This window comes from Arthrobacter sp. TmtSoilC48 (genome assembly GCF_059739425.1).
In genome coordinates, this window is the sequence record NZ_AP046049.1 from 4,056,819 (window position 1) to 4,080,346 (window position 23,528).

General features: G+C 61.3%; 27 protein-coding genes and 2 pseudogenes. 16 read left to right on the plus strand and 13 right to left on the minus strand.

Annotated features, from left to right (window positions below; translation table 11 throughout):
• Positions 1–80: 80 nt before the first annotated feature.
• The 12 genes and pseudogenes from AC6I97_RS18645 to AC6I97_RS18700 all read left to right on the plus strand — a co-directional run bounded on the left by AC6I97_RS18645 (position 81) and on the right by AC6I97_RS18700 (position 8,883).
• Positions 81–1,157, plus strand: coding sequence for a phosphotriesterase family protein (locus AC6I97_RS18645; protein ID WP_309927236.1), 1,077 nt, complete (start codon positions 81–83; stop codon positions 1,155–1,157).
• Positions 1,154–2,140, plus strand: a complete 987-nt coding sequence (locus tag AC6I97_RS18650; RefSeq protein ID WP_309927234.1) for an ROK family protein — start codon at positions 1,154–1,156, stop codon at positions 2,138–2,140. The genes AC6I97_RS18645 and AC6I97_RS18650 overlap by 4 nt, the downstream gene beginning before the upstream one ends.
• Entirely contained in the window at positions 2,137–3,111 is a 975-nt protein-coding gene (locus AC6I97_RS18655) for an ABC transporter permease (RefSeq protein ID WP_309927232.1), read from the plus strand. The genes AC6I97_RS18650 and AC6I97_RS18655 overlap by 4 nt, the downstream gene beginning before the upstream one ends.
• Before the next feature lie 12 nt (positions 3,112–3,123).
• Positions 3,124–4,341: an alanine racemase gene (locus AC6I97_RS18660; protein WP_309927230.1), complete on the plus strand. Its 1,218-nt coding sequence runs from the start codon at positions 3,124–3,126 to the stop codon at positions 4,339–4,341.
• Between the two features lie 9 nt (positions 4,342–4,350).
• Positions 4,351–5,127, plus strand: a complete 777-nt coding sequence (locus AC6I97_RS18665; RefSeq protein ID WP_309927228.1) for an ATP-binding cassette domain-containing protein — start codon at positions 4,351–4,353, stop codon at positions 5,125–5,127.
• A 32-nt stretch (positions 5,128–5,159) separates the two neighbouring features.
• The gene (locus AC6I97_RS18670) at positions 5,160–6,170 is read left to right on the plus strand and encodes an SIS domain-containing protein (RefSeq protein WP_497945935.1); all 1,011 of its coding nucleotides are present in this window, start codon (positions 5,160–5,162) and stop codon (positions 6,168–6,170) included.
• A 410-nt stretch (positions 6,171–6,580) separates the two neighbouring features.
• Positions 6,581–6,709: pseudogene (locus AC6I97_RS18675) on the plus strand (IS110 family transposase); the annotation flags it as partial.
• A 52-nt stretch (positions 6,710–6,761) separates the two neighbouring features.
• Positions 6,762–7,165: pseudogene (locus AC6I97_RS18680) on the plus strand (transposase); the annotation flags it as partial.
• 321 nt (positions 7,166–7,486) lie between these two features.
• Positions 7,487–7,672, plus strand: a complete 186-nt coding sequence (locus AC6I97_RS18685) for a hypothetical protein (RefSeq protein WP_497945938.1) — start codon at positions 7,487–7,489, stop codon at positions 7,670–7,672.
• A gap of 71 nt (positions 7,673–7,743) precedes the next feature.
• Positions 7,744–8,058, plus strand: a complete 315-nt coding sequence (locus AC6I97_RS18690) for an ArsR/SmtB family transcription factor (RefSeq protein WP_224166700.1) — start codon at positions 7,744–7,746, stop codon at positions 8,056–8,058.
• The gene (locus AC6I97_RS18695) at positions 8,055–8,462 is read left to right on the plus strand and encodes an SRPBCC family protein (RefSeq protein WP_497945941.1); all 408 of its coding nucleotides are present in this window, start codon (positions 8,055–8,057) and stop codon (positions 8,460–8,462) included. The genes AC6I97_RS18690 and AC6I97_RS18695 overlap by 4 nt, the downstream gene beginning before the upstream one ends.
• 55 nt (positions 8,463–8,517) lie before the next feature.
• Positions 8,518–8,883: a hypothetical protein gene (locus AC6I97_RS18700; RefSeq protein ID WP_497945944.1), complete on the plus strand. Its 366-nt coding sequence runs from the start codon at positions 8,518–8,520 to the stop codon at positions 8,881–8,883.
• Between the two features lie 28 nt (positions 8,884–8,911).
• Here the strand turns inward: AC6I97_RS18700 and AC6I97_RS18705 are convergent, their stop codons facing one another.
• The 3 genes from AC6I97_RS18705 to AC6I97_RS18715 all read right to left on the minus strand — a co-directional run bounded on the left by AC6I97_RS18705 (position 8,912) and on the right by AC6I97_RS18715 (position 10,660).
• Entirely contained in the window at positions 8,912–9,184 is a 273-nt protein-coding gene (locus AC6I97_RS18705) for a hypothetical protein (RefSeq protein WP_497945945.1), read from the minus strand.
• A 174-nt stretch (positions 9,185–9,358) separates the two neighbouring features.
• Positions 9,359–9,985: a DUF305 domain-containing protein gene (locus tag AC6I97_RS18710; protein WP_497945947.1), complete on the minus strand. Its 627-nt coding sequence runs from the start codon at positions 9,983–9,985 to the stop codon at positions 9,359–9,361.
• Between the two features lie 210 nt (positions 9,986–10,195).
• Positions 10,196–10,660, minus strand: a complete 465-nt coding sequence (locus tag AC6I97_RS18715; RefSeq protein WP_497945950.1) for a hypothetical protein — start codon at positions 10,658–10,660, stop codon at positions 10,196–10,198.
• 234 nt (positions 10,661–10,894) lie between these two features.
• Between AC6I97_RS18715 and AC6I97_RS18720 the strand changes: the two genes are divergently transcribed.
• The gene (locus AC6I97_RS18720) at positions 10,895–11,302 is read left to right on the plus strand and encodes a hypothetical protein (RefSeq protein ID WP_497945952.1); all 408 of its coding nucleotides are present in this window, start codon (positions 10,895–10,897) and stop codon (positions 11,300–11,302) included.
• Positions 11,303–11,320: 18 nt separating this feature from the next.
• Here AC6I97_RS18720 and AC6I97_RS18725 read toward each other — a convergent pair whose 3' ends face one another.
• From AC6I97_RS18725 to AC6I97_RS18735, 3 genes are read right to left on the minus strand one after another with little or no spacing between them, the layout of a single operon-like run.
• The gene (locus AC6I97_RS18725) at positions 11,321–11,929 is read right to left on the minus strand and encodes a TetR/AcrR family transcriptional regulator (RefSeq protein WP_497945953.1); all 609 of its coding nucleotides are present in this window, start codon (positions 11,927–11,929) and stop codon (positions 11,321–11,323) included.
• Positions 11,930–11,956: 27 nt separating this feature from the next.
• Positions 11,957–12,802 carry an alpha/beta fold hydrolase gene (locus AC6I97_RS18730; RefSeq protein WP_497945954.1) on the minus strand — a complete coding sequence of 282 codons (846 nt, stop codon included), beginning with the start codon at positions 12,800–12,802 and terminating at the stop codon, positions 11,957–11,959.
• 28 nt (positions 12,803–12,830) lie between these two features.
• Complete coding sequence (locus AC6I97_RS18735; RefSeq protein WP_497945956.1) at positions 12,831–13,823, minus strand: NADP-dependent oxidoreductase; 993 nt, start codon at positions 13,821–13,823, stop codon at positions 12,831–12,833.
• A gap of 268 nt (positions 13,824–14,091) precedes the next feature.
• On the opposite strand from AC6I97_RS18735, the gene helR reads away from it, so the two are divergent.
• Positions 14,092–16,287: an RNA polymerase recycling motor ATPase HelR gene (gene helR, locus AC6I97_RS18740; RefSeq protein ID WP_497945958.1), complete on the plus strand. Its 2,196-nt coding sequence runs from the start codon at positions 14,092–14,094 to the stop codon at positions 16,285–16,287.
• A 29-nt stretch (positions 16,288–16,316) separates the two neighbouring features.
• On the opposite strand, the gene AC6I97_RS18745 is transcribed toward helR, so the two are convergent.
• From AC6I97_RS18745 to AC6I97_RS18760, 4 genes are all read right to left on the minus strand, one after another.
• Positions 16,317–16,655, minus strand: coding sequence for a YciI family protein (locus tag AC6I97_RS18745; RefSeq protein ID WP_224166687.1), 339 nt, complete (start codon positions 16,653–16,655; stop codon positions 16,317–16,319).
• Between the two features lie 43 nt (positions 16,656–16,698).
• Positions 16,699–17,679, minus strand: coding sequence for a TIGR03086 family metal-binding protein (locus AC6I97_RS18750; RefSeq protein ID WP_497945959.1), 981 nt, complete (start codon positions 17,677–17,679; stop codon positions 16,699–16,701).
• Positions 17,680–17,703: 24 nt separating this feature from the next.
• The gene (locus AC6I97_RS18755; protein ID WP_497945960.1) at positions 17,704–18,060 is read right to left on the minus strand and encodes an ArsR/SmtB family transcription factor; all 357 of its coding nucleotides are present in this window, start codon (positions 18,058–18,060) and stop codon (positions 17,704–17,706) included.
• 350 nt (positions 18,061–18,410) lie between these two features.
• Entirely contained in the window at positions 18,411–19,784 is a 1,374-nt protein-coding gene (locus AC6I97_RS18760) for an MFS transporter (protein ID WP_497945962.1), read from the minus strand.
• A gap of 212 nt (positions 19,785–19,996) precedes the next feature.
• Between AC6I97_RS18760 and AC6I97_RS18765 the strand changes: the two genes are divergently transcribed.
• A complete protein-coding gene (locus tag AC6I97_RS18765) occupies positions 19,997–20,479 on the plus strand; it encodes a hypothetical protein (protein ID WP_497945965.1) in 483 nt (160 codons plus the stop codon).
• 27 nt (positions 20,480–20,506) lie between these two features.
• Here AC6I97_RS18765 and AC6I97_RS18770 read toward each other — a convergent pair whose 3' ends face one another.
• A complete protein-coding gene (locus AC6I97_RS18770) occupies positions 20,507–21,244 on the minus strand; it encodes a GAF and ANTAR domain-containing protein (protein ID WP_224166683.1) in 738 nt (245 codons plus the stop codon).
• Positions 21,245–21,516: 272 nt separating this feature from the next.
• Here AC6I97_RS18770 and AC6I97_RS18775 point away from each other — a divergent pair, with 272 nt between their 5' ends.
• The gene (locus AC6I97_RS18775) at positions 21,517–21,948 is read left to right on the plus strand and encodes a hypothetical protein (protein ID WP_224091345.1); all 432 of its coding nucleotides are present in this window, start codon (positions 21,517–21,519) and stop codon (positions 21,946–21,948) included.
• 72 nt (positions 21,949–22,020) lie between these two features.
• Here AC6I97_RS18775 and AC6I97_RS18780 read toward each other — a convergent pair whose 3' ends face one another.
• Both AC6I97_RS18780 and AC6I97_RS18785 read right to left on the minus strand, forming a co-directional pair.
• On the minus strand, positions 22,021–23,259 hold the full coding sequence (locus tag AC6I97_RS18780; protein WP_224091344.1) for a type II toxin-antitoxin system HipA family toxin: 1,239 nt from the start codon (positions 23,257–23,259) through the stop codon (positions 22,021–22,023).
• Entirely contained in the window at positions 23,256–23,513 is a 258-nt protein-coding gene (locus tag AC6I97_RS18785; RefSeq protein ID WP_224091342.1) for a helix-turn-helix transcriptional regulator, read from the minus strand. Before AC6I97_RS18785 ends, AC6I97_RS18780 begins: the two co-directional genes overlap by 4 nt.
• Positions 23,514–23,528 lie beyond the last annotated feature (15 nt).

A 23,528-nucleotide genomic window follows, 5' to 3' on the forward strand; every position in this document is an offset into this window, starting at 1 on the left:
GGTGGGCAGGAACGCTCCTGAACCACCTGCCACCCTCTCGATAACCGTGCCCGCTGGGCACCCTCCTGAAGGAAACGTACTTGCCACAATTTGTGCAGACCGTGCTGGGGCCAGTGGACCCGGGCCATCTTGGCAAAATTCTCCACCATGAACATCTGACCTCCCTGGTCCCGGGGCCCTGGCTTTCCGGTGGGCGTCCAGAAACGCTTGCCGATCCCCGTGCGTTGGTTGTCGAACCCACAGACGAGAGCTACTGCAGTGATCAGGTCGCCCACGGAGTCCGGGCCCTTAGCGGCCTGAGCAGGCTGGGATTCGACACAATCGTTGATTTGAGTCCTTACAGCGTCGTGGGCAGGTCCGCTTTCGGTGAGAATCTGCCGATCCTGCAGGAGATCTCGAAGCAGTCCGGGGTCCACATCGTGGCCGGCAGCTCCGTGTATCTGGAGCCCTACAGCCCAGAGTGGACCACCGCAGCATCGGTTAATGAAATGACGGAGCGGTTCATTCTGGACGTAACCTCCGGCATCGGTTCAACAACGGTCAAGGCGGGCATCCTCGGTGAGCAAGCCACAGGGCTCAACGAAATCACAGCCCACGAAGAGAAGTGTCTTCGAGCAGCAGCACGGGCTCACAAATCCACCGGAGTGGCTCTCACAACCCACACCACTCACGGGACCATGGCCCTTGAACAGCTCTCCATCCTTCAGGAGGAGGGCGCCGACCTTAGCCGCGTCGTGATTGGGCACATGGACATCCAGCCCGAATTCGACTACCTACTACGCGTCCTCGACACCGGAGTCAACATAGCCTTCGACACCATCGGCAAAGAATTTTGGGATTTCGTTCTGGAACCCGGGCCAGCGCAGCCGCACGAAGGCGAATTCACCAAGCGCGCCTACTACCGCGGCGACGCCAACAGAGCAGCGAACCTCGCAAAGCTCACCTCGCGCGGATATGCAGGACAAATCTTCCTTTCCCAGGACCTTACGGGTGCTGAGGTTTACTTGAACCCCTCCACTCATGGTGAGTGGGGATACAACTATCTGGGCGCTGTCTTCATCCCCATGGCCATGGAACACGGGCTCTCTGCCACGGACGCGGATCAGATACTGCGCGCAAACCCCTTGCGGGTTCTGACTCAAGGACAGAGCGCATGAGCGCCCCGACTTACTTGCACCCCGGGTACGTCCTCGGAGTCGACCTGGGCGGAACGAAGCTCAGCGCCGGCATCGCCGACTCCAGCGGAATGATCCTGGCGGAAAGAAGAACGCCTACCAGCGCCGGTGGCATTGACGTTGTGGAACAGATTGCCAGGCTCGCGGAGGAACTTTGCGCCGACATTGGCGCCACATCAGATCAGATCCTGGCGACCGGGATTGGCGCCGCCGGCGTACCGGACAGCGAAGGGAATCACCTGTCCCAAGCGCCGAATCTTTCGGCACTGAGCAACGTCTCCCTCGGCCCGGCCCTTTCCGAGCGGTTGAAACATCCAGTGGTCTTGGAAAACGACGTCAACATCTCTGCCTTGGGGGAACTCCACTATGGAGTCGGAAGGGGTCATTCCGACTTTGTGTTCGTCTCAGTCGGAACCGGAATCGGGATGGGGATTATAGCAGATGGACGGCTCGTGAGGGGATCCAGCGGAGCGGCCGGGGAAATCGGCTACCTACCCATGGGAACGGACGCCCTCGCCCCGGAAAACCATGTTCGCGGTCCGCTTGAGGAGGTCGTAGCCGGAGACCGTCTCGACGCCCGCTATTTCGCAGCATCAGGCCGACGTCTTACAACCCCGGAAATATTCGCCCTTGCCACAAAGGGCGACGCGGCAGCCATCGAAGCCCTTGATACCGAAAGCCGCTGGCTGGCAGCAGCCTTGGTGGCGGTCAATGCCGTTCTCGATCCGGAGATCTTTGTCATCGGAGGCGGTATCGGCGGCAGGAAAGAGTTGTTGCCTTTCATCAGGACTTGGCTGCAGCGCCATGGATCTTCCCTCAACATCTACACAAGCGAACTCGGACAACGGGCACCACTGGCCGGAGCCCTCCAACTCGCCCTCCAAGCCGGAGGCACGGCCTCTACCGTGCCCGTACGTGTCGGCGCCTCATGGCCGGACACTACCCAGAAAGGACAAGCAAGATGAGCATCCCAACTCTCGAAAAACCCAAACTACTGGATCAGGTCAAGGGGGTGGCGTGGAACAACTACGTTGTCTACATCGGCTTCGCCATCGTGTTCCTGTTCTTCGCAGTGACCCAGAGCAGCGTCTTCCTCAACTCAACGAATCTGTTCAATATCGTGATCCAGGCTGCGCCCATCACAGTCATGGCGATCGGCATGGTTTTCGTCCTCGGAACAGGAGAAATCGACCTGTCCGTCGGATCGACAGTTGCCCTTTCTGCACTCACGACAGCGGTAGTACTTCAGGGCACCGGACAATGGTGGATTGCTGCGCTGGCGGGACTGGCGATCGGCCTGGCAGTCGGTCTGGTCAACGGCTTCTTTGTCACCGTCATCAGGCTGCCATCCTTCCTGGTTACCCTTGCGAGCATGGGCCTTCTGGCAGGACTGGCCCGTCAGCTCACTGACCTCCAGTCCGTCCCGGTCACCGATAAGGCCTTTGTCTGGCTTTTTGGCGGCGGTGACCTTCTGGGGCTCCCCATCATGCTGTGGTGGACGGCTGCAGCCGTTCTGGTGGGCTGGCACCTGCTGAGGCAACGCCGATACGGGGCGCATGTACTTGCCGTCGGCAACAGCGCCTCAGCCGCGCGGGTCAGCGGCATCAAGGTCAACCGCGTACGAATGATGGTCTTCGTAGGTAGCGCCATGACTGCAGCCCTCGCAGGCCTTCTCTACGCCGGACGCCTCCACGGTGCCCGCTACACACTCGGCGAAACCGATCTAATGACGGTAATCGCAGCTGTCATTGTAGGCGGCACCAGTCTCTTCGGGGGCAAGGCCACCGTAGTTGGTGCCCTGATCGGAAGCCTCCTCATGAGCATGATCAATAACGGACTCATCCTCGCCGGATTGAACGTCTCCCAACAGATGATCGTCCGCGGCATCATCATCCTCATCGCTGTGTCCTTCTCCCTGCGCGGCAAAAAGAGCTAGAAAGGCTGACAGATGTTCCTTGACCTGTTACGACGACGCAACCCGGAATTTCTCCGTGCAGTCGCCCAACTTCATGCAGCTGGCGAGCTGCCCGTAAACTGCTACGCCATCGACCTCGACGCCGTGGAACGCAATGCCAAGGCCTTCGCCTCCGAAGCAGCCCGGCTGGGACTCACAGCTTTCGCCATGACCAAACAGATCGGGAGGAATCCCGACGTCTCCCGTGCCCTGGTCCGGGTGGGGTTGACGCATGCTGTCGGTGTTGATCTTCAATGCGCCATTGCCGCCGCCAGCGGAGGCCTGCGTATCGGGCACCTCGGACACCTCGTGCAGATTCCACGGCACGAGGCGGACCAGGCCGCTTCCCTGGAACCTTTGTACTGGACCGTCTTCAGTGAAGCCAAGGCCCGGGAAGCTGGTGCTGCGGCCCTCAAACGCGGCCGTACGCAGGACGTTCTACTGCGGGTAGCGGCACCCGGTGACAGGTTCTACACCGGCCACGAAGGCGGCTTCGCCCTAGAACAAATTGTGGCGGCTGCAGACCTCATCGATTCGATTCCGGGCGTTCGCTTCGGAGGCATTACGACCTTCCCGGCAACCTTGTTTGACCCGGACACCGGCACGGCCATGCCCACACCAAACCGGGGAACCCTGATGAGGGCCGCCAAGCTCCTGACCGCCTCCGGTCGGGTTGGGTTTCAGATCAACGCCCCGGGGACAACCTCCGTGTCTGTCTTGGAGGGCCTGGCGCGGGACGGGGCAACGCAGGTCGAACCAGGTCATGGTCTTACCGGCACAACACCCCTGCACGCTGTGACGGACCTCGTCGAAGAACCTGCCATCGCCTACGTCACCGAAGTCTCGCATCTGTGGAACAACAAAGCTTACGTTTTTGGCGGAGGCTTCTACGTTGACCCCGTGCTGGGGAAGAGCACCACCCCGGCGCTCGTTGTCGGCCGCGGAGACGACGTCAGCGCAGCGCCAGCGCTTCCCGTCGACATGCCCGCAGCGGAAGCCATCGACTACTACGCCACCATCCCGACGGCTGACAAACATATCGCCGAAGGAGACACCGTCATCTTCGGTTTCCGGCCGCAGGTCTTCGTGACCCGCGCACTGACCGCAGCCATCTCGGGAATCTCCGCCGGAAAACCCCACGTCGAAGGTGTATGGGCCGCAGACGGCTCCGCCCCCTTGACCCTTGCCTCGGCTATGACCCCCACAGAATAGGACACCACAATGACACTCACGCCGTCAGCAGCGGAAACCACTGTTCCTACATCCACCCCGCCATTGCGTTTGAAAGGCATCCATAAAAGCTTCGGCGGTGTCGTGGCCATCAAGACCTTCGACCTGGAAGTCCAGGCCGGCGAAATCGTCGCCTTGGTCGGCGACAACGGCGCGGGCAAATCCACCCTCGTCAAGATCATCTCAGGCCTTTATCAGCCCACCGAGGGCGAGATATGGCTGAACGGCGAGCAGGTCAGCTTCCGTGACGCCTCCGACGCACGGGCTAAAGGCGTCGAAGTTGTGTACCAGGACCTTGCATTGGTCGAGGACCAGCCTGTTTACATGAACATGTTCCTTGGACGGGAACTGACGAAGGGCCCCCTGCGGCTTCTGGACCGCAAGGCCATGGCCAGGCAAACCCAGGAGCTCGTGGACACACTCGATGTCCGTATTCCATCAGCGAAAGCGACGCTGAGTGATCTCTCCGGCGGCCAGCGCCAGGGCGTAGCCATCTGCCGGGCCACCCATTGGGCCAGCGGACTGGTGCTGATGGACGAACCCACAGCGGCCCTCGGGGTGGCCGAAACGGCCAAAGTCGAAGAGGTAATCCTCAAACTGAAGGCCCGCGGCGCCGCTGTGCTCATCGTGAGCCACAACATGGACCAGGTCTTCCGGATCGCTGACCGTGTCACAGTCCTGCGGCGCGGAACCCAGGTGGCCACGCGGACACTGGCAGATACGTCACACAACGAGCTTGTCGCCATGATCACCGGGCTGGCATCGTGATCACTGGAGACAGACTGCAACCCGGCGCACACATGCGCTCCGAAATCGCAGAGCAACCTGCACGCTGGCTGGATCTTATTGACCACCAGCAGAACAACATCACCGCAGCAGCAGCGCTTCTGCGCCGCTCCCAACCGGAACTGCTGGTATTCGTTGCTCGCGGATCCAGCGACCATGCCGCCATGTACGGTCAATATCTAGCGCACAACCTTCTGAAAATCCCCGCTATGCTTTCAACTCCAAGCACCGTGACTGCTTTTGGAACCCAGCTGCGGTATCCCAACTCGGTGGTCATAGCGGTGTCGCAATCCGGCGAATCACCGGACTTGCTGCATACCGTCACCGCAGCGAAAAACAACGGCGTCCCAGTTATCGCATTGACCAACAGCAATGGCAGTTCTCTCGCTGACCTGGCTGATGTTCATGTTTGCCTGAGCGCTGGCCCTGAGCTATCGGTCGCCGCCACCAAAACTTACACCGCCGAACTGCTCACCTTGTTTTTGACGTTGAGCCTTGCCGGTGGGGGCATCTGGGCGGAGATCGCCCACAAGGTAGAAGCAGCAGCAGAAGTAGCTGCAGGCGTCATAGCCGACTACCGAGGCCCCGCGGAGGAGTTCACAGAAGTCATCGCCAACGCCGAGAGGATCCTCATCGTTGGCCGTGGCTACTCAATGGCCACGGCGAAAGAGGGTGCACTCAAGCTTATGGAGACCAACTCCATTGCAGCATCAGGCTGGAGTGCAGCCGATGCTACCCATGGACCGATGGGCCAGGTCGTGCCAGGCACGCCGGTAATAGCCCTAACAGCATCTCCAGGCGGACGCGAATCCGTACATAGCTTCATGCAGGCCTCACGCGCCTTGGGCGGCACCGTCATCGATCTTGAAACCCCCGCGGGTAACGCTTCCAAGCGAATCGATCCCGCTCTCATTCCTCTCATCGAAATCATCCCACTCCAGCAACTGGCCCTGAAACTGGCCCTTGCACGCGGCATAGACCCCGATCGGCCCGCAGGGCTGAAGAAAGTCACTAAAACGGTATAGCCACTTACCAGGATTCCCATGCCGGTCGCGGCAGGCCTCCGCCTGCCGCGATCACGCCGAACAGCGTTCGTCCGACCATCGAAGGATCTCACTTATTGAAAGCCCTCAACAAAGTTTTCCTTGCAGCGGCACTTATAACAACGACTACATTGGCTGGATGCGCAGCAGCGCCGGCAACTCCCCCCGTTACATTTATTGAGTCCCCGAGAGCCGGGGATTTGGTCGCTGGACCCGGTATGACTTTCTTGCCCTGTCACTGATGATCCGGGGGGTGTTGTCGCCGGATCCGGAGACAAGCGTTGACTGCTGATAGGGACAGGGCCGGCCCTTTTTGAGGGAGAGGTCTCTTTGTAACGTGGGTGCCAGCATCGGGTGTCGTGACTGCGGCCAGAGGACGCGAAGAGGCGCGTATGGACGAGGAATTCGCTGTTTTCTGCGGGCTGGACGTTGGGAAATCCGAACATCACGCGACCGCCCTGGACCGCTCGGGCGAGCGGATTTTCGACAAGCCCTTGCCGCAGGACGAGACCACGCTCCGTGAGTTGTTCACCCGCCTGCAGCAACACGGCAGGGTGCTGGTGATCGTTGACCATCAAGACCGCCGCAACCGTACTCCTGAGCATCGGCGACGCAAGCACCTTCGCCTCCGCCGGCCGCCTTGCAGCCTACGCAGGCATCGCACCCGTCACACGGCGTTCAGGCACCTCGATCCGCGGGGAATTCCCTGCCCGTCCCGGCAACAAACAGCTCAAGAACGTGCCCTTCAGATCCGCCTGGATCGCCAGCTGCCACCACCCGGCGTCCAAGGACTACTACGAAAGAAACGGGCCCAGGGAAAGAAACACAACGCCGCGGTCATCTGCCTGGCCCGCCGCCGCTGCGACGTCATCTTCTCAATGCTCAAACACGGCACCCTCTACGAAGAAAAACCGCCCAGACCGCTTGACGAAAAACAGAGGGACACCCCCATCAGTTCCTGCCAATGCGGTTATTGACCGCATCGGAGCAGTAACCAAGCCCTCCGGAGCAGACGGTGAGCAACCAACCCCGATTTCGGAGATGAAACTGACTGAAACCCTGAAGACCCAAACCGAAAACGGCAGGAATACGGTCTTTGTCATCGGCACGAACTGTCCGGCTGGACCAGAAGCGTAAACACCGGTTTCCCTACCTAATTCAACATTGGTGTTGCGACCAAGATGTAGAACCACACGCTTATTGATGCGGGTCTCTTACCCGCCAGGCATGGCAGGCCTGTCGAACTGGCATTCGAACCATCTCGTGGCTGCTAGTTTCGTCTCAGATCTGTTGCGACGTTGGTTAGAAACCGCCCAGCAATCATCGCCACCGGCAACTTCGAGAACAATTGCGAGGGATACTCGCAGATCATTGCCCGGGATACGAACGGCATCCTCTGGCTCTATCCCGGCATTGGAAGCCGCCATCTGGAACCCCGGAAACAGATCGGCGAAGGCTGGAACATCATGACGGCTCTGGTCTGATCTCCCTATCTTTGGCCCGGCAAGTCCAGCCCGGATTGTCATTTCGGAAATTTCCGACATATCATCATCGGGTGCTACCCGACGTCTTCGGCGCCCTCGCGAACCCTTCGCGGCGCACCATCCTCGATAGCCTCCGTGAGGGTCCCTTGACGGCGGGCGATCTCACGGGCCGCCTGGACCTCAGTCGATCTACGGCGTCAGAGCATTTGGCGGTCCTGCGGGAAGCTGGCCTGATCCGCGAGGAACGGCAAGGCCGGCACAGGATCTACCACCTTGAGGCCCAGGGCCTGCGAGAAGCCAGCAACTGGCTGAAGAACTACGAGCAATATTGGAACCAGCGGCTCGACGCCCTGGCCGAACTACTGGATGAGGAAAACACTCCATGACCGAAAATGCCATCAAACTCGAGCGCACGTTCCCGCACGCCAAAGAGGCAGTGTGGGCTGCCCTGACAACCCCGGAACTGCTCGCCCGCTGGTGGGCTGCCGGCGACATCGCACCCGTGATGGGCCACCGCTTCACGATGGACATGGGTGGCTGGGGCCAGCAGCAATGCGAAGTCACCGCCGTCGAACCCGGCACCTCCATCACGTTCGTCTTCGCAGAGGGCGTTCTGGACACCACCATCACCTGGGCCTTGGAAGCCACCGAAACCGGCACCATCTTTCACTTCGAGCACGCCGGCTTCAACCTGGACAGCCCTATGGGGCGGCAAGCTATTGAAGGTATGGGCAACGGCTGGCCGGGTCTCCTGGCGCGCATCGACCAAGTCCTGGCCAGCGTTAGTTAGGGCGCGTGCACCAAGGATGTTGTCTAACCGCATCACGCCGGAATGGAGTAAGTCGATGGAAACCAGCACACAACAAGATCTTGTTTACGCATTGAGGCGACGGGGAGTCGCTGAAAGCATGATTCCCGGACTCCTCAAGGAAGCCAATGAAAAGAGACTGAGCCTGGGCGATCAGTTCAGTGTGTCTGACTTCGTGGCGGGCTTTCCCCGCGGCACCGGCCTGTCCAAGGGCACGAAGATTGGACGCATCGCCGCAGTTTTCATTCTGGTCGGCATCGCCGCGCAGCTGTTTCTCAGCGGGGTGCTAGAGGTGCACTTCGGGTTTCCCGGCGTCCTCTTCTACTACGGTGCGGTACTCGTGGGATTGAGCGTCCTCGTGTTCTCCGCATACCTCGTTGACCGCAAATTGCCTCGGCCGTAGCCCCAGGCAAGTCTGACGCCAAGGGCTCTCATTCCGTGCCGTATTCTTCTTCGAGTTCCGCGAGGACCTCGGCTGCTGTCCGGCTTCCACCGTCGGCGAGGCGTCGAAGTTCCTCCACATCGCCACGTTCTGAGGCAAGCTCAATGAGGAGGTCCACGGCGTCGGTACTCCCCCGCGCGGCAAAACGACGCAGCTCCTCAAGGTCGCCGCGCTCAGCGGCCAGTTCCACAAGCTGGTCAATGGCGTCCTGGCTGCCCTGGTCTGCCTGGGCCCGAAGCTCGGTCAAATCATCGTCGGTCATGGTCTGAAGATTTCACATTTACCTGCCGTCCGGAAGGCCGCGATGCGATATGCGGGCTGGTGACTTGGACATTGTTATCTAGGCATTTTCACGACGTCCGAACCGTGGTTGCGGTAGAGGAGCAAGGCTGCAAGGGGCTGCCGGCCCTGTTCGGGCCGACAGCCAGAGCCTTGCTTAGAGGGTGGTCAGCAGTTGCTGCATCTCCTTGATTTCAGCTTCCTGCGCGGTCACGATGTCTTTGGCCAGTTGCACCGCATCGGCATTTTGACCGCTGCTGGTTTCAGTTTGGGCCATCACCACCGCACCCTTGTGATGGGCGATCATCTGGGTTAGGAACAGCTTTGCGGCGTCGACACCTTGGGCTGCTTGGAGTTTCGCCATGTCATCGGCGCCCATCATGCCTTCCATGCTGTGGCCGCCGGGCATCTGCGTCGACTGGTTCCAGCCGGACAACCAGGAAGTCATTTTCTCGATCTCCGGTCCCTGGGCGTCCTTAATGCGGGTGGCGAGGGCGCTGACTTCATTGGGGATGCCCTGTTTGGCCAGGATCATGTCACTCATTTCCACGGCCTGCGCATGGTGGGGAATCATCATCTGGGCAAACATCACATCCGCTCCGTTGTGGTCTCCCGCAGCTTGCGATGACGTTGACGCAGCGGGGCTGGAGGAGCCCATGGAGCCGTGATCCATCCCCGGCATGGAGGTCCCGGTCGAACCCGGGGTGCCGGTACTGCAACCGGCAAGGGCCAAGGCCGCCGCGAGGGCAACTGCGGACAGGGGCAAGAGTTTTTGGGTGTTCATAAGTGGTCCTTCACAAGGAGGGGTGGGCGTCGATGCGTCCACTCGGAAAGGTTCTGGCGATGCCCAGCAGAAGCCGCTGGGCAGTGGCACTGCCTGGGGCAGCAGAAGAGAGCCGCTGCCCAAGTATTCGGGCAGCCCAGTCATCCGGGCGCGCTGATCTTGGCGCGGCGCTGATTTTGGCGCGGCGCTGATCTCGGCGCGGGCGACCGATTATGTTCTGCTGATCGACAATTCACCCGGTGAAGGACTTCCGGGCTGGTAAGACCACAGTGTGCCGGAAGGATGGGCCTGGATCTGGAAGGTGGACGGCGCTGTGGTTGTGCTGTCCCGAACCGGCGCAGCCAGACCGCCGGGCCCGACTGAAGGGATGCAGGAACCGCCCGCCACATGCGCAGATGAGCAGTTCCCGGAGCAGGAACACAGCGCCAGCGGCGCCATTCCGGTGTCTCCGCTCACAGACTGCGACGCGCCCGCATGGCCGGTGTGCTTTGCGGCATCGCCAGGGGCTGGGACGGCCGTAGCGGCTGTGTCCGGCGCAGTGGTGATGACGGCGGTGTGCAGGGAGTGGGGGCCGACCATGACGTGCATGCCCAACAGTCCGGCGATCAATGCCAGGACCGCGGCCAGAAGGCCTGCTCTGAGGAAGAACCTGGTTATGGTCGGGCGTGGTTCCACAACAGTCCTTCCTTGCGCGTGCCGGGTCAACGATGTGCCGCGTCAACGATGATGACGGTCAACGATGGTCGGTTTCAGCCTACCCGTCAACTGGCACCCCAACCTGCGCAAGGTGTGATCGGCGTCGGCTTCTTGGAAGGACTCGTTTGCATCTCCCAAACAGGCCGCGCCGATGCCCTTGAGCAGGTGAAGCATTGAAGGCATCCTTGGAGGAAGGACCCGTTGGAGGCTGCCATGGACCCATCAGATGCAGGCGCACAGCCGGTGACACCGGCCGGGTTGCTGGCGTCACTGACTTATATCGACAACGTCGGATTCCACGGGATCGCAACCACCCTCACCGGCCCTGACCCAAAGATCGACCGGAACTGGGCTGCGTTGATCCGCAACGCACACATCGCCGTCGCAGCGATCACTTGGCCGCCGGATCTGCAGGCCGCTGCCAGCCGGTTCACCCATGCGGCAGACGAGCTGATCGCTGTCCTTGAAAGGCGCGACACGGCCTCCGTTGGCGAGCCTGCCAAGGAACTCCATATCGCCTACCACGCACTGAGCGACGCCGGCTGGAACCATCTTGCCGCGGCTACGGGAATGACGACCGAAGGCGCCCACGACCACCACGGGCACGGGCACTCCCACTAGAGACTGCGTCTGCGGCCGCTAGCTCCCTGCGGCCAAAACCACGTTGATCTGATCGCGGATCTCATCTCCGACCTGCTCGTCCGTGAGACCGCTATTGGCGGAGGAGCTCATGCTGACGAACATGATCGCCGAGATGACCCTGGCAATTTTCGCTGGGTCCCGGGCCGTCAATTGCTCATCCCGCCGCAACACCTCTGCGATGGCAGCTTCCGTGCGAATAGTCAGGGCAAGTGCCTCAGCGTGATGCGGTTCGCTGGGATCGCCGAAGACGATCTCTTTCAGGTAGGTCCGGCCGTTCTCGATCTGGACCCGGTTGCATTTAATAATGGGTCGAATGATCGCCATGATCCCGTCAAGGACAGCTTCTTCCTGTTCCGCGGCGGCGACGCCCGAGTTGAGCGCTTCAGCGTATTTGACGTTGTGGACAAGGAGAAGCAGCTCCGCCTTCGTCCTGGCGTACAAGAACAAGGTTCCCGATCCGACGTCGGCCTTTTCAGCCACTTGCTGGGTGGTGACCTCGTCTACGCCGTACTGGGTGAAGAGCTCGCGGGCCGCAGCGGTGATGCGGTCAAGTTTCTCCTGCTTATTCCGCTCGCGTCGGCCAAGGGTCTGGGGCACAGCCTGCATTCAAATACCGTATCAGCGGTTGCTGGATCATCGGCCCAGGAATTCGAGGGCGACGGGCACGAACTCCTGGTGGTACTGGAAGATGCCGCCATGCCCTGAATCCGGGTAGATGACCAGTTCACTGCCCGGAATCCGGAGGTGCATATCGTCGGAGAGTCGGGACGGAACCATGCGGTCGTTGTCGCCGTTGGCGATGAGGGTCGGCTGGGTGATCGCGCCCAGGTTGGCCGGTTCCGTGCGGCCCCACTTCTTGATGGCCTTCAGCTGCGTCTGAAAGGCTTTGGTCTTGATGGGTGCGTCCCGGTTGGCGGTGCGCTCGTTGAGTCGCTGGATAAATGCCCTCGCGGCGGGCTTGCCTGCAGCATTGCGGTTGAAGAACAGGAATTCCTTGGGGTCCTGCCGGGTCAGTGTTGCTCGCAGGACGTCGTAGTAGGTTACGCGGGCCACCTTGTCGATGTCCTTCCCACCTGCAGGACCAGTGCCGGCAAGAACAAGCTTGCGCACCAGCTCCGGGTATTTGAGCACCAAAGCTTGGGCAATCATGCCCCCGAGCGAGAATCCAAAGAGGTCGACTTTCTGATGCCCGAGCGCCTTGATGAAGGTCGCGGCGTCTTCCGCCATCTCCTCTATGGTGCCCGGAACGTTGCCGGTTGTGGCACCGACACCGCGGTTGCTGAAGGTGATCACGTGGTGCTTCCGGGCGATGGGGTCGATGATGCGCGGATCCCAGTTGTCCATCGTGGCAGCGAGGTGGACCAGGAAGACGACGGGAATTCCACCCTTCGGGCCCAGCTCACGGTAACTGTAGGTGACGCCGCCGGCCGTAACAGTGCTGACCGGTGCGTCCTTGTAGGCGGTGATGACATTGCTCATGATGTTTGTTCCTGACTAGTGGATTTACTTAGTGCCTGACGACTGTTTTGCCACGGACGCCGCCCTTGTCCAGCTCCGCAAGGACGTCCGGCGTCTGGTCAAACGGAACTACGCGGCCCACCACGGGGCGGATTTCCCCGGCGTCGATCAGCGCGGCAATCTCGCGCAGCTGGCTGCCGTTGGCGCTCATGAAGAGGAACTCGTAGGTAACGCCGAGACGACGGGCCTTACGCCGGATGCCGGCACTAATGAGCGCGACAGCGCCCTTCATCACGGCGTTTGCTCCGAGCTCCTGGGCAAAGCCGGGATCCGGCGGGCCTGAGATGCCGATGGCCTTACCGCCCGGTTTGAGGACCTTCAGCGACCGCTCCAGATTCTCACCGCCGAGGCTATCCAGAACGAGATCGTAGCCATGGAGGATTTCCGCGAAGTCCTCCGTCCGGTAATCAATGACGACGTCGGCCCCGAGCTCGCGGACAAAGTCCGCGTTTGCGGCGCTGACCGTTGTAGCAACGGTGGCCCCAAGGTACTTGGCCAGCTGGATCGCGATGGAGCCCACTCCCCCGGCCCCCGCATGGACCAGGACCTTCTGGCCCGGGCCAACTTTGCCGCGTTCAACGAGCGCCTGCCAGGCGGTCAAGGCCACCAGTGGAAGGGATCCCGCCTCGTCCATACTGATCGACGCCGGTTTGATGGCAAGGTCCGTCTCGGCCACAGCGATCCGTTCGGCAAAGGTGCCGATGCGATCCTTGTCCGGGCGGGCGAACACCTCATCGCCCGGCTTGAAGGACCGGACTTTCGCACCAACACTGACCACCACGCCGGCGAGGTCATTGCCTAGGATCAGGGGCAGCCTGTACGGGAGAACTTGCTTGAACTCCCCCTGGCGGATCTTCTCGTCCAACTGGTTCAGACCGGCTGCCTTCACCTGGACCAGCACGTCATGCTCCCCAACCAACGGCTCCGGAACGTCAACTTCCTGCAGGGGTTCTTTGTACTTTTTGAGGACGAAGGCTCTCATGGGGGGTGCTCCTGACTAAATAACTGAGTTGACTCAATTCTGAGCTTACTCAGTTCTTAAGTCAAGAGAAGGCCGAGACCCCTAAACAGCCCAGCAAAAGGCACGAAAAAAGGAGACACGTTGTGTCTCCTCACTTTCAATCTATACGGCACTGGGGGGCTTGCCGCAAGGCCCAGGGGTTGCTGCAAAATTGAGAGCCGACGCCGGGAGTACGCGCTGTTTCAGACGCGCGGTTCCGGCGTCATCAGCCCAGAAAGGAGCTGACAACGTGCCCCTCACAACCAGCGCGTTCAACCTTCCCGAGCACCTCGCACCCAAAGCAGATCCAGCCCTGATCGCTGCCGATGAGCAGCATTTCGCAGCCATCGCTGAAAGCCTTGAGCAGACCATCTCCGAGCTATCCGATCAGCTCGATGCCATACGCAAAGCCCCAAGCCGCTTCGGCCAGGAGGCCGTGGAGAAGGACGTTGAAACCCGTCGGCTGACCGGTCGGCTGCGTGCACTGCGTCGTTTCGGCCTGGACCTTTGCCTTGGCCGGATCGTCAGCAAGGACAACGCGGAGCCCCTTTACATTGGACGACTCGGCCTCACGGACAGTGACGGCCGCAGGCTGCTGATCGATTGGCGTTCGCCCGCCGCCGAGCCTTTCTTTGGAGCCACCCACGCCAACCCGATGGGTCTGGCGGCCCGCCGTCGTTATCGCTGGACCCGTGGCCGGGTTACTGACTACTGGGACGAGGCGTTCACGGAAGACCCGGCCTCGGCGGAATTGCCCGGCGGCACCGCTGCGCTTGAGGACCTTTCAGCCTTCATCGCCAGCCTGGGCAGCAGCCGCTCGGCACGGATGCGGGACGTGCTCGGCACTATCCAGGCGGACCAGGACGCCATCATCCGCGCATCTTCCCGGGGTGCTTTGGTGGTCGACGGCGGTCCCGGTACAGGTAAGACTGTGGTCGCTTTGCACCGCGCGGCCTATCTCCTCTACTCGGACCCCCGGCTCGGTCACCGCAGGGGCGGCGTCCTGTTCGTCGGCCCCCACCGGCCCTTCCTGGCGTACGTTGCCGATGTCCTTCCCAGCCTTGGTGAGGAGGGCGTGCAGACCTGCACCCTGCGCGACCTCGTGCCTGAGGGAGCCGATGCTGCCCTTGAAGCCGACGACGAAGTTGCCCGTCTGAAATCCTCGGCGGACCTGGTGAAGGCGATCGAGCCGGCCGTGAGGTTCTACGAGTCACCGCCGAAGGAGGGCCTGGAAGTCGAGACGCCCTGGGCCGACGTCTGGCTCAGCGCAGACGACTGGGCCGAGGCCTTCGACGTGCCAGCACCAGGCACTCCCCACAATGAGGCGCGCGAGGAAGTCTGGGAGGAACTGCTCACCATTTTGGTGGACAAGTTCGATACGGACGAGGTTCCGGAGGACTTGCTTCGGCGGTCCTTCGCCCGGAATCCGGATCTGGTGGAAGCGTTCAGCCGGGCGTGGCCGCTGCTTCATTACACGGATCTCGTGGCCGATCTTTGGCGGGTGCCGGCGTACCTGCGTCTGTGCGCCCCTTGGCTCAGTACTGAGGACGCGGGAAGGCTTCAGCGGGCCGATCCGAACGCCTGGACTGTGTCGGACTTGCCCCTCTTGGACGCAGCCCGGCAACGGCTGGGCGATCCTGAAGCATCCAAACGAAGGCGTCGACAGAAGGCCGAGGCCGCCGCCGAACGTGAACTCATGGATCGCGTTGTGGAAGACCTCGTAGCCGCTGACGATTCCGAAATGCTGGTCATGTCCATGCTGCGCGGCGAGGACATGCAGGAGAAGCTCATGGACGAGTCAGTATTGATCGTGGACCCGGACCAGCTCGCCGGCCCGTTCGCCCATGTGGTGGTGGACGAGGCCCAGGAACTGACCGACGCCCAGTGGCAGATGCTCCTGCAACGCTGCCCGTCCCGGAGCTTCACCATTGTCGGTGACCGCGCGCAGGCCAGGCACGGATTCACTGAGTCCTGGCAGGAACGCCTGGAGCGCGTCGGGTTGACCAACGTGAACCTGACGCATCTCAGCATCAACTACCGCACGCCCGAGGAAGTCATGGCCGAGGCCGAACCTGTCATCAAGGCCGCCCTACCCGACGCCAACGTCCCCACATCCATCCGAAGCAGCGACCTCCCTGTCATCCACGGATCCGCTGCAGAGCTGGACTCGATCCTCACCACATGGCTTGATGCGCACGCCGAAGGAATCGCTTGCGTCATCAGCAAGAACGACGTCGGACGCGGCTCGCTCCCAGCGTCGGCGCGCCTGCGTTGGCTGGCGCCGGAACTAGTGAAGGGACTGGAGTTCGACCTCGTGGTCCTGATCGATCCAGAGGATTTCGGCACAGGCATCGAAGGAGCCGTAGACCGCTACGTCGCGATGACCAGGGCCACCCAGCAGCTGATCATTCTCACCACTGCCGGGTCGGCCCTGACCAATCATTGAGGAACGCGCCAATCGCTGAGGAACGCGAGCTACATTCCAGGGATTTCCTGCGCCTCGTGGACTTCGATCTCACAGCCACCGGGCATGTTCAGGTGCGGGTGGACTTTGGCGAGCTCGACTGCGGCGTCGAGGTTGTCGGCTTCGAGGATGCTGTAGCCGGCCACTTCACGCTTGCTGGGCGACGTGCTGCCGTCGGAGGCCACGCGGACTCCGTTGGCCAGCGGCGTGCCGAAGTCCACCAGGCGATCGCCCACCTTGGCACCCCACGCATTCCACTCCCCCATGACGGCTGCCATGTCATCCGGTGACGGCGGGGCTGCCTCTGCGGGGGTCATCGGTGCGTGGTAGATGAAAACATACTTGGACATGATGGTCCTTCTTTCCTGCTGTTTGTTTTGGGGTTAAGGAGGTTTACAGGGTGACTGTGCGGCCGGTGAAGGCTACGAGCCGTTCCAGGCTGCTGGCTGTCTCCGCCGTCGGCTGCTCTGGCGCGAAGCTGCCGCCGGAGCGGACCTGCTCGGAGATGGTCTGCCGGGCAAGTTCCGTCACGTAATCGCTGACGACGTCGGACACCTCCACTTGCTGTCCCGTCGCCTTGGCGAAGTCCCAGGCGTGGACGAGCAGTTCGAGGTTCAGGATCCCGGCGACCGTGGTTGCCGGCAATTCGGCGAACTTCATGTCTACGGTTCCCTCAAGACCGCGCTTGCTGAAGGCTTCCAGCGCGGGCTGGGCCAATTCAGCGATCCGCACCTCGGGCGACGCGTCCGCGCGGTCCACGGATGCTGCACCGAGCGCACGGCCGATGCCCTTCAGCGATGCGGCCAAGTGGTCCAGCAACTCGCTGACGTTGAACTCCTCGCAGGGCGTGGCTTTCGCTGTGTCCCCGGGAGTGACGTTGCGAAGCACGCTAAGAAGGATCGCCAGGGACGCATCAGCTGAGCTCAGCTGGTTGATGGGATCAGGTGCCCATGCCCAGTCGTCGCGGCCAGCGCCGTCCTTCGATGAAGCCTCAGCCAGCAGACGATCCAGATAGTGGTTCCAGCCCATCGCATGGGATGTCTCCTGCTCCTCGGTGAGCCCTTCATGCAGCAACCGCAGGGACGTTCCGTCGGCATCCGGCTCCAAGGTGATGCTGATGGTCGAGGCACCCGGAGGCAGATCGCCCCCGCCTTCCCAGCCCCACGTGAAGACGACGCGCTTGCCCGGTTCGATTTCCTGGAACGTTCCGGCGGCATGGTGGCCGGGGGTAACGGTCCAGCGGAAATCCCCACCGATCCTGAGGTCCACCCGGGCTGCGACCGTTTGCCAGCGCCGCAGTCGCTCGGGCTGGGTGATGAGGGCGAAGGCCTCGTCGGCTGTGACCGGCAGGTGGATGGTTTTGTCGAAACTCATGTGCGTCCTCGCCTTTGGAAGTTATTAGTGGTCTGGGTGTTGTTGATGCTGGTCGCCCCGCCGTTGGGCAAGAGCGGCGGCATCGGAAGCCAGCAGGTCCAGTTCGTTGGTCCAGAACTGGGAAACAAGATCACGGAGCCGGCCCATCCCCTGGGGATCGAGCCTGTAGTACCGGTTTCTCCCTTCCTTGCGGGCCATCACCAGGCCCGCTTTCTCCAACAACAACAGGTGCTGTGAAACCGCGGACCGGCTGACCTCGAAATGAGCCGCCAAATCACTGACCGCCTTCTCGCTGCCTGCCAGGAGATGAAGCAGCCGACGCCGATTGGGCTCGGCAGCTATCTCCAGGGCATCCAACACAAGTAATACGTTAGTGGTCACTAACGTATTAAGCAAGGCATGTGGCTAGTGCCTCCCCCGGGGCAGCTCCCGCTTGCGGGAGCTGCGATGCCGCGGCCCCCTCCCACGACGTCCTCGTTGCAACAAGGCAGAGAGTGGCAACGCCAAACGGGAAACGACCACTGCGGCGAGAGCCACCAGGGTCACAAGAATGGCAACTGTGACCAGCAGCAGCCACAATTCGGGCGCTGGCGAGCCACTGGGAATTTCCGGGGTATTTTCGAGTCCAAGCATCTACTTCTCCTGCAATCCGGGGCGTAACTATTGCAGTGCTGAGTACGAGTGAATGCCGGAACGTGTCGCGGAAGGCCCGATTCTTTGGGTCAGTTGTTTTATCGCGTGTCCGCGGTGGGCTTCCGCCACATCACGGCGAGCACCAACACCAGCACGTTCAGGCCCAGCATCACCAGGACCATGAGTCCCCAGTTCGCTTGATTCACGCCCGAGCCATATAGAACGCCGATCAGCACGGTTGCAGTGATCGCGCCAAGGTAGCGGCAGGTCTGGAAGATTCCGGCAGCTACCCCCCGTTCTTCCGGGCGGGCAGAAACGTAGAGCCCTTGGTTCGAGGCCGTGCTCACCAACCCATAGGGGATGCCCATCATTGCGGTCAGCACGAACACCAAAGGCGCCCACAGCGACAACGTGAGCGCGCCAAGACCGGCTGCAGCAACAGTCAGAATCAGCACACCGGCGATCAGGACGGAACGGACGCCGAACCGCTCCATCAGCCGCACCGTCAGTGGCGTCACCACAACCGACAATGCCGCAAGGGGCAGCATGAGCAGGCCTACTACACCGGCGTCGTAATGACCTGCCTCCTGCAGCAATTGCGGCAGTCCGAAGAAGGCAAAGTAGTAGACGCCGCTGAACACCACGAACAGCAAGTACACCAGCAACAGTGGCCGGTTCCTGCCCAGCAGGCGGAGGTCAAGGAACGGCGGGCGGAAGCGCAGCTCGCGCCAGGCGAAAAGCGCACCGATCACAGTCGCAGCGGCCAAGAGCCACCAACGGTAGGCCGGCATCACGTTCAGTAACGCCATCATCGCGAGCATGAGTGACGTGACGAATGCGAGGATGCCGGGGATGTCGGAGTCGCGGATCAGAGCCAACAGCCTGCCCGTTTCCCGTCCAGAGTCGGCCGGCGCAGCCTTGTGCACCACAATCAGCGCAAGCAGCGCGATTGGCACGTTGATCGCGAACAGCGCCTGCCAACCGACCAAGCTCACCAGCAATCCGCCGACCACCGGACCCACGGCAGCAGCTGATGTGTTTGCCATCTGGATCCTGCCCAGCGGCCGGGTGGACGGTAAGTTAGCCAGCTTGCTCAGTTCGGTGACCATCACGACGGCCGAGGGATACGCCGTCGCGGTCCCCACCGCCATCAGCGCGCGGGCCACACACACCAAAGCGAAGCTGGGAAGGAACGGCGCGATGGCGCAGGTGACGGCGACCAGAGCCATGCCGAAAGTGAACAAGCGTCGGGGGCCGAAGCGGTCAGCGAGCCTGCCCATGAGCGGCTGGCCGGCCGCGGACGCGAGGTAGAACGACGTGATCACCCAGGTAACGGTGGCGACGTCGAGCGCGAAATCCTGCCGCAGCACTACCAGCGCGACCGCGATCATCGACGAGTTCAGCGGGTTCAGCGCCGTCCCAAGGCTCAACGCAGCAATGGCGAGGCCGGGCCGGGGTCTATTCGTCGTCACCCACCCAAGTCTGCTCCATAGTTGCTTCGGGTTACGAAACACGTTCGCGGGGCGGACAGAGAAGACCGTCTGAGGGCAACCAGTATGGCGGCTGCACTCACGTCAATGCAGGCTCTGGTGCCATGGAACCGTCGGGAGTAGCGTTCTTTCCAGGAAAATCTGCGTCTGACTGGGCTCGAGACAAATTGGCGACGCGGAGGAGCGGAGCAATCATGAACCACAAGACACGCGCCGCCAAGGAAACTGCGATCTCCACAGCCGGAATCGCCGTTGCGATTCTGGTCACCATCCTGCTTGCATCCTGTGCACCAGCAGCCACACCGGATCAAAAACATGCATTGGTCGGAACATGGGCTTCCACAGTCACGAAGGAGGATGCCCTACGGGTCGTGCCCGATTTCAAGCAGGAATTCCTGTGTGACAACACTGGGACGTTCAGCTGGGAATTCAAGGAAGATGGCAAATTCGCGATTGATCAGAAGCCTCTGCCAGACTGCCCGGCACCCGCGAATGCGCATGTTGAAGACACGTGGTCCACTGATGGCAATCGAATGACAATTGCGAAGGGTCAGCCGGCCCAAGAGGTATATGAGTGGGCCGTCGAAGGCAAGATGCTTGTGTTGAAACACGTTTCCGGAGACTGCGTCCCGTGCAAGGCAGTCAATACAGCCAATCCGTGGACGCGGGTGGGGTGAAACACCACCCCCAAACTCATCGTCCCCCTACTCCTCGAAGTGCGTCGTAATCTTCCCCGAGGACACGGCGGCGATGATCGACTGGGCCAAATGCCGCAGCTTGATGTTCCGATTGCTGGAGGCAGTCCGCAGGATGGTGAAGGCCTCTTCCTGGCTGCAGTGGTTCTGCGCCATGATCGCACCCACCGCGAGGTCGATCACCGTGCGAGACTGCATCGCAGCGGCGAGATCATTCCGCGCATCGCTGAGTTGCGCGATCTTCAAGGCGAGCCGCAGAGACTTCGAAGCGTGCGAAGCGAATACTTCGGCGCGTTCCACATCATCGTCACTGAATGCATTGGTCCGCTCTGAATAGAGGTTCAGGGCAGCGCGGGTATCCCCCTCGACCAGCAGCGGCACGCTCAAGATGGACCGAAGCCCCTGATGGGAGGCGGCCTGAACATACTCCGGCCAACGGTGTTCGCGAAGAAGATCCGGGACCAAAACTGAGGTCAGCTTGTCCATGGCCGTAAGACAAGGGCCTTCGAAGGTGTTTTGGAGTTCGTCCATGACGCGGGCACGGTCATCACTGCTTGCGGCCGTGGCCGACTTCTTGCGACGAAGGACTGTAATGCCGCAATAAACAGGAGACTTGCGGTGAGAGAGGCTCTCTGCCGAGAAAGAAGCGAGATCGCCGAGAAAAGCCTCGACGTCTTCACTGCCCAGGACCAGATCCAGAAAATATCCGTTCTGGAGAGCTTCCTGCTCGGGGCGGGGGTTGACCATGTGGCACGTTCCTACTGACTGAAAAGCGTCCCCAGCAGACAGCAAAGGAGCGAATATTGCCGCCCTCTGCAAAACGGTCTGAAGACACCATATCGCCCAACGTTCAACGGTACAAAGTGCGGCACGACATGCGCTGACCTGCACATACATGAATCAAACCGGGGCCCACTTTGTCAATCCGGGCGGGGTGTCACATCGAACAGAAAGTAAGTAGGCTTACTTTATTATTCGAGTCCGGCCACCGGACCCAATCGTGAAAAGGAGAACCTCTGATGGGCGTTGAAGACAGCATCCGTAAAGCCGCCGAAAACGCGATGGAAGACCTGGCCGGCACGTCCGATCCCGTTGACAAAGGGCAGGTTCCGGAGCCAAACGAGAAGGACGACGACATCCATGTCCACTCCTCCATCAGCGAAGGATCCAACGCGATGGACTCGGACACGCCTGAAGAGCAGGCGCAGGGAACGTCGGGCCGCTCGTTCGCTGTGGCCGGCGACGGCGAGGCCCACGAGGAACCCTCAGCCCGCACTGCCGGAGTAACAGACAGCGACATGAACCAGGACCGGGAAGGCGACCGCGACGTACCCGCCGCATCCGGCGACGTCCCCGGACCCGCAGGCCTGCCTGATGGAACCCCGGACGAACTCCGGGCAGACCCGTCCGAGGGTGACCAGGACCCATCGACGAGCATGGGCCGGGGCTGAGACGAAAGCACCACGCCCGGGACGTCAACGACCAATCGCCGTGTGGGCACCTACTCCCGCCTGGCCGACTTGCTACTCCCGCCTGGCCGACTTGCCCGCCAAAAGGTCGTCGGCACGTCTGGCTATAAGGTCAGGCAAGTGTTGGATTGCTTGCGGTGCAGGAACCCCGGCCTGCGCGAGAGCCTTCACGGTTTCCTCGATGACTCCACGCGCAACGTCCATATCCAGACCCCAGGCTGCAGCTTCCCGCCGCAGGTGATCAAGCGTGATGTAGTTGAGCCGCGCCTGCCCCGCGATGGAGTGACCGGCGTTCGAGCTACGCGCGTACAGCAACAAGGTGGGCGCCGCGTCGTACACGGGCGCTAGAGTAACTTCACCTGATTCGCCAATGAGGATGGAATAGTTCTTTGAGTGCGCTTCGCCGTTGCCAATGAGGACGTTGAAGGTAACCACTTTCAGCAAATCAGTCATGAAAACCTCAGGACTTCTTGAGTGAAATGCCGCCACTTCGACAACCTTGGTCAAGCGCGAAGGCGCGGTGGTCGATTGGTCATACTTCGCCGCCGAGGAGAGGCCTAACAACTGGGTAAAGTCCTCCTGGTGAATTCGGACGCTTTCGGCCGTACGGTCATACCGCTCAACAATCAATGCATCCCGACTTCCGAAATGCTGGATCCATGTTTTTGCTGATGCCAATCCAGCAGTACTGGCCAGCTCCAGCGCCCAGTGCTCTGCGGCAAGGAGATGTGGAATGGGGGAATCCAGGGGGTCCGGCTTTATGATGTGGGTTGAGCCCGCTCCATTGGCTGGCCAACACCACTTGTCACCTTGCCGAGTTAGCAGAACCTTGGACTGAACACCTCCCAGCGATGTTGAGATGGCAAAGTCGTCCGGTAGGTCCCAGGTGGGAAGGGACTCAACGGCGGCTACGACTTCCGCGTCCGACATTTCGAGCAGCCCGCCAACGCCCGAGGGATCCACCCCTTCCGGCAGTACTTGGACCGCTCCAGCGCAGTCGGCACCCACCTTCGCCAAGAGCGCCTTAATGTCAGTGGTGGAAGACTTTGCCATGGACGCAAGATGCGCCCGGACCTGACCTTCGGGCAGCAGTCCGTCGAAGAAGTTGTAGACCTCAGGCCCCACCATCGCTTCCCGCCGGAGTGGTAGGGACAGGGAGAGTAGTGCCGCCCCCGCGCCGTACTCGGCGACAACCTCAGGAAGATACTCCAGTTTGGGCCGCATCGATGTGCCCGTCAGCCAGGCGATGTGTCGCCCATGGAGCCAAACCGCCAGACGCTTCCCTGCATTCACCTCTTCACGTCCAGTCTTGCGAAGCGTGGAATTAAAGCAACGTCCCGCATTAGCGTTCGCACGGCGGCCATGGCCGTCTCCAAGGAGACATTCTCGCCCTGCTCCAGGCGCACAATTGTGTGCCGACTGGCCTTGATGGCCGTGGCCAGCTCACCCTGGGTCAATCCGCGTTCTTGACGGGCACCACGGATAGCCGCTCCAAAGGACTTGGCATCAATAGCTCGAAAGAAGGGCGTCTCCTCAGAATGTTGCATATATTCACCATATCG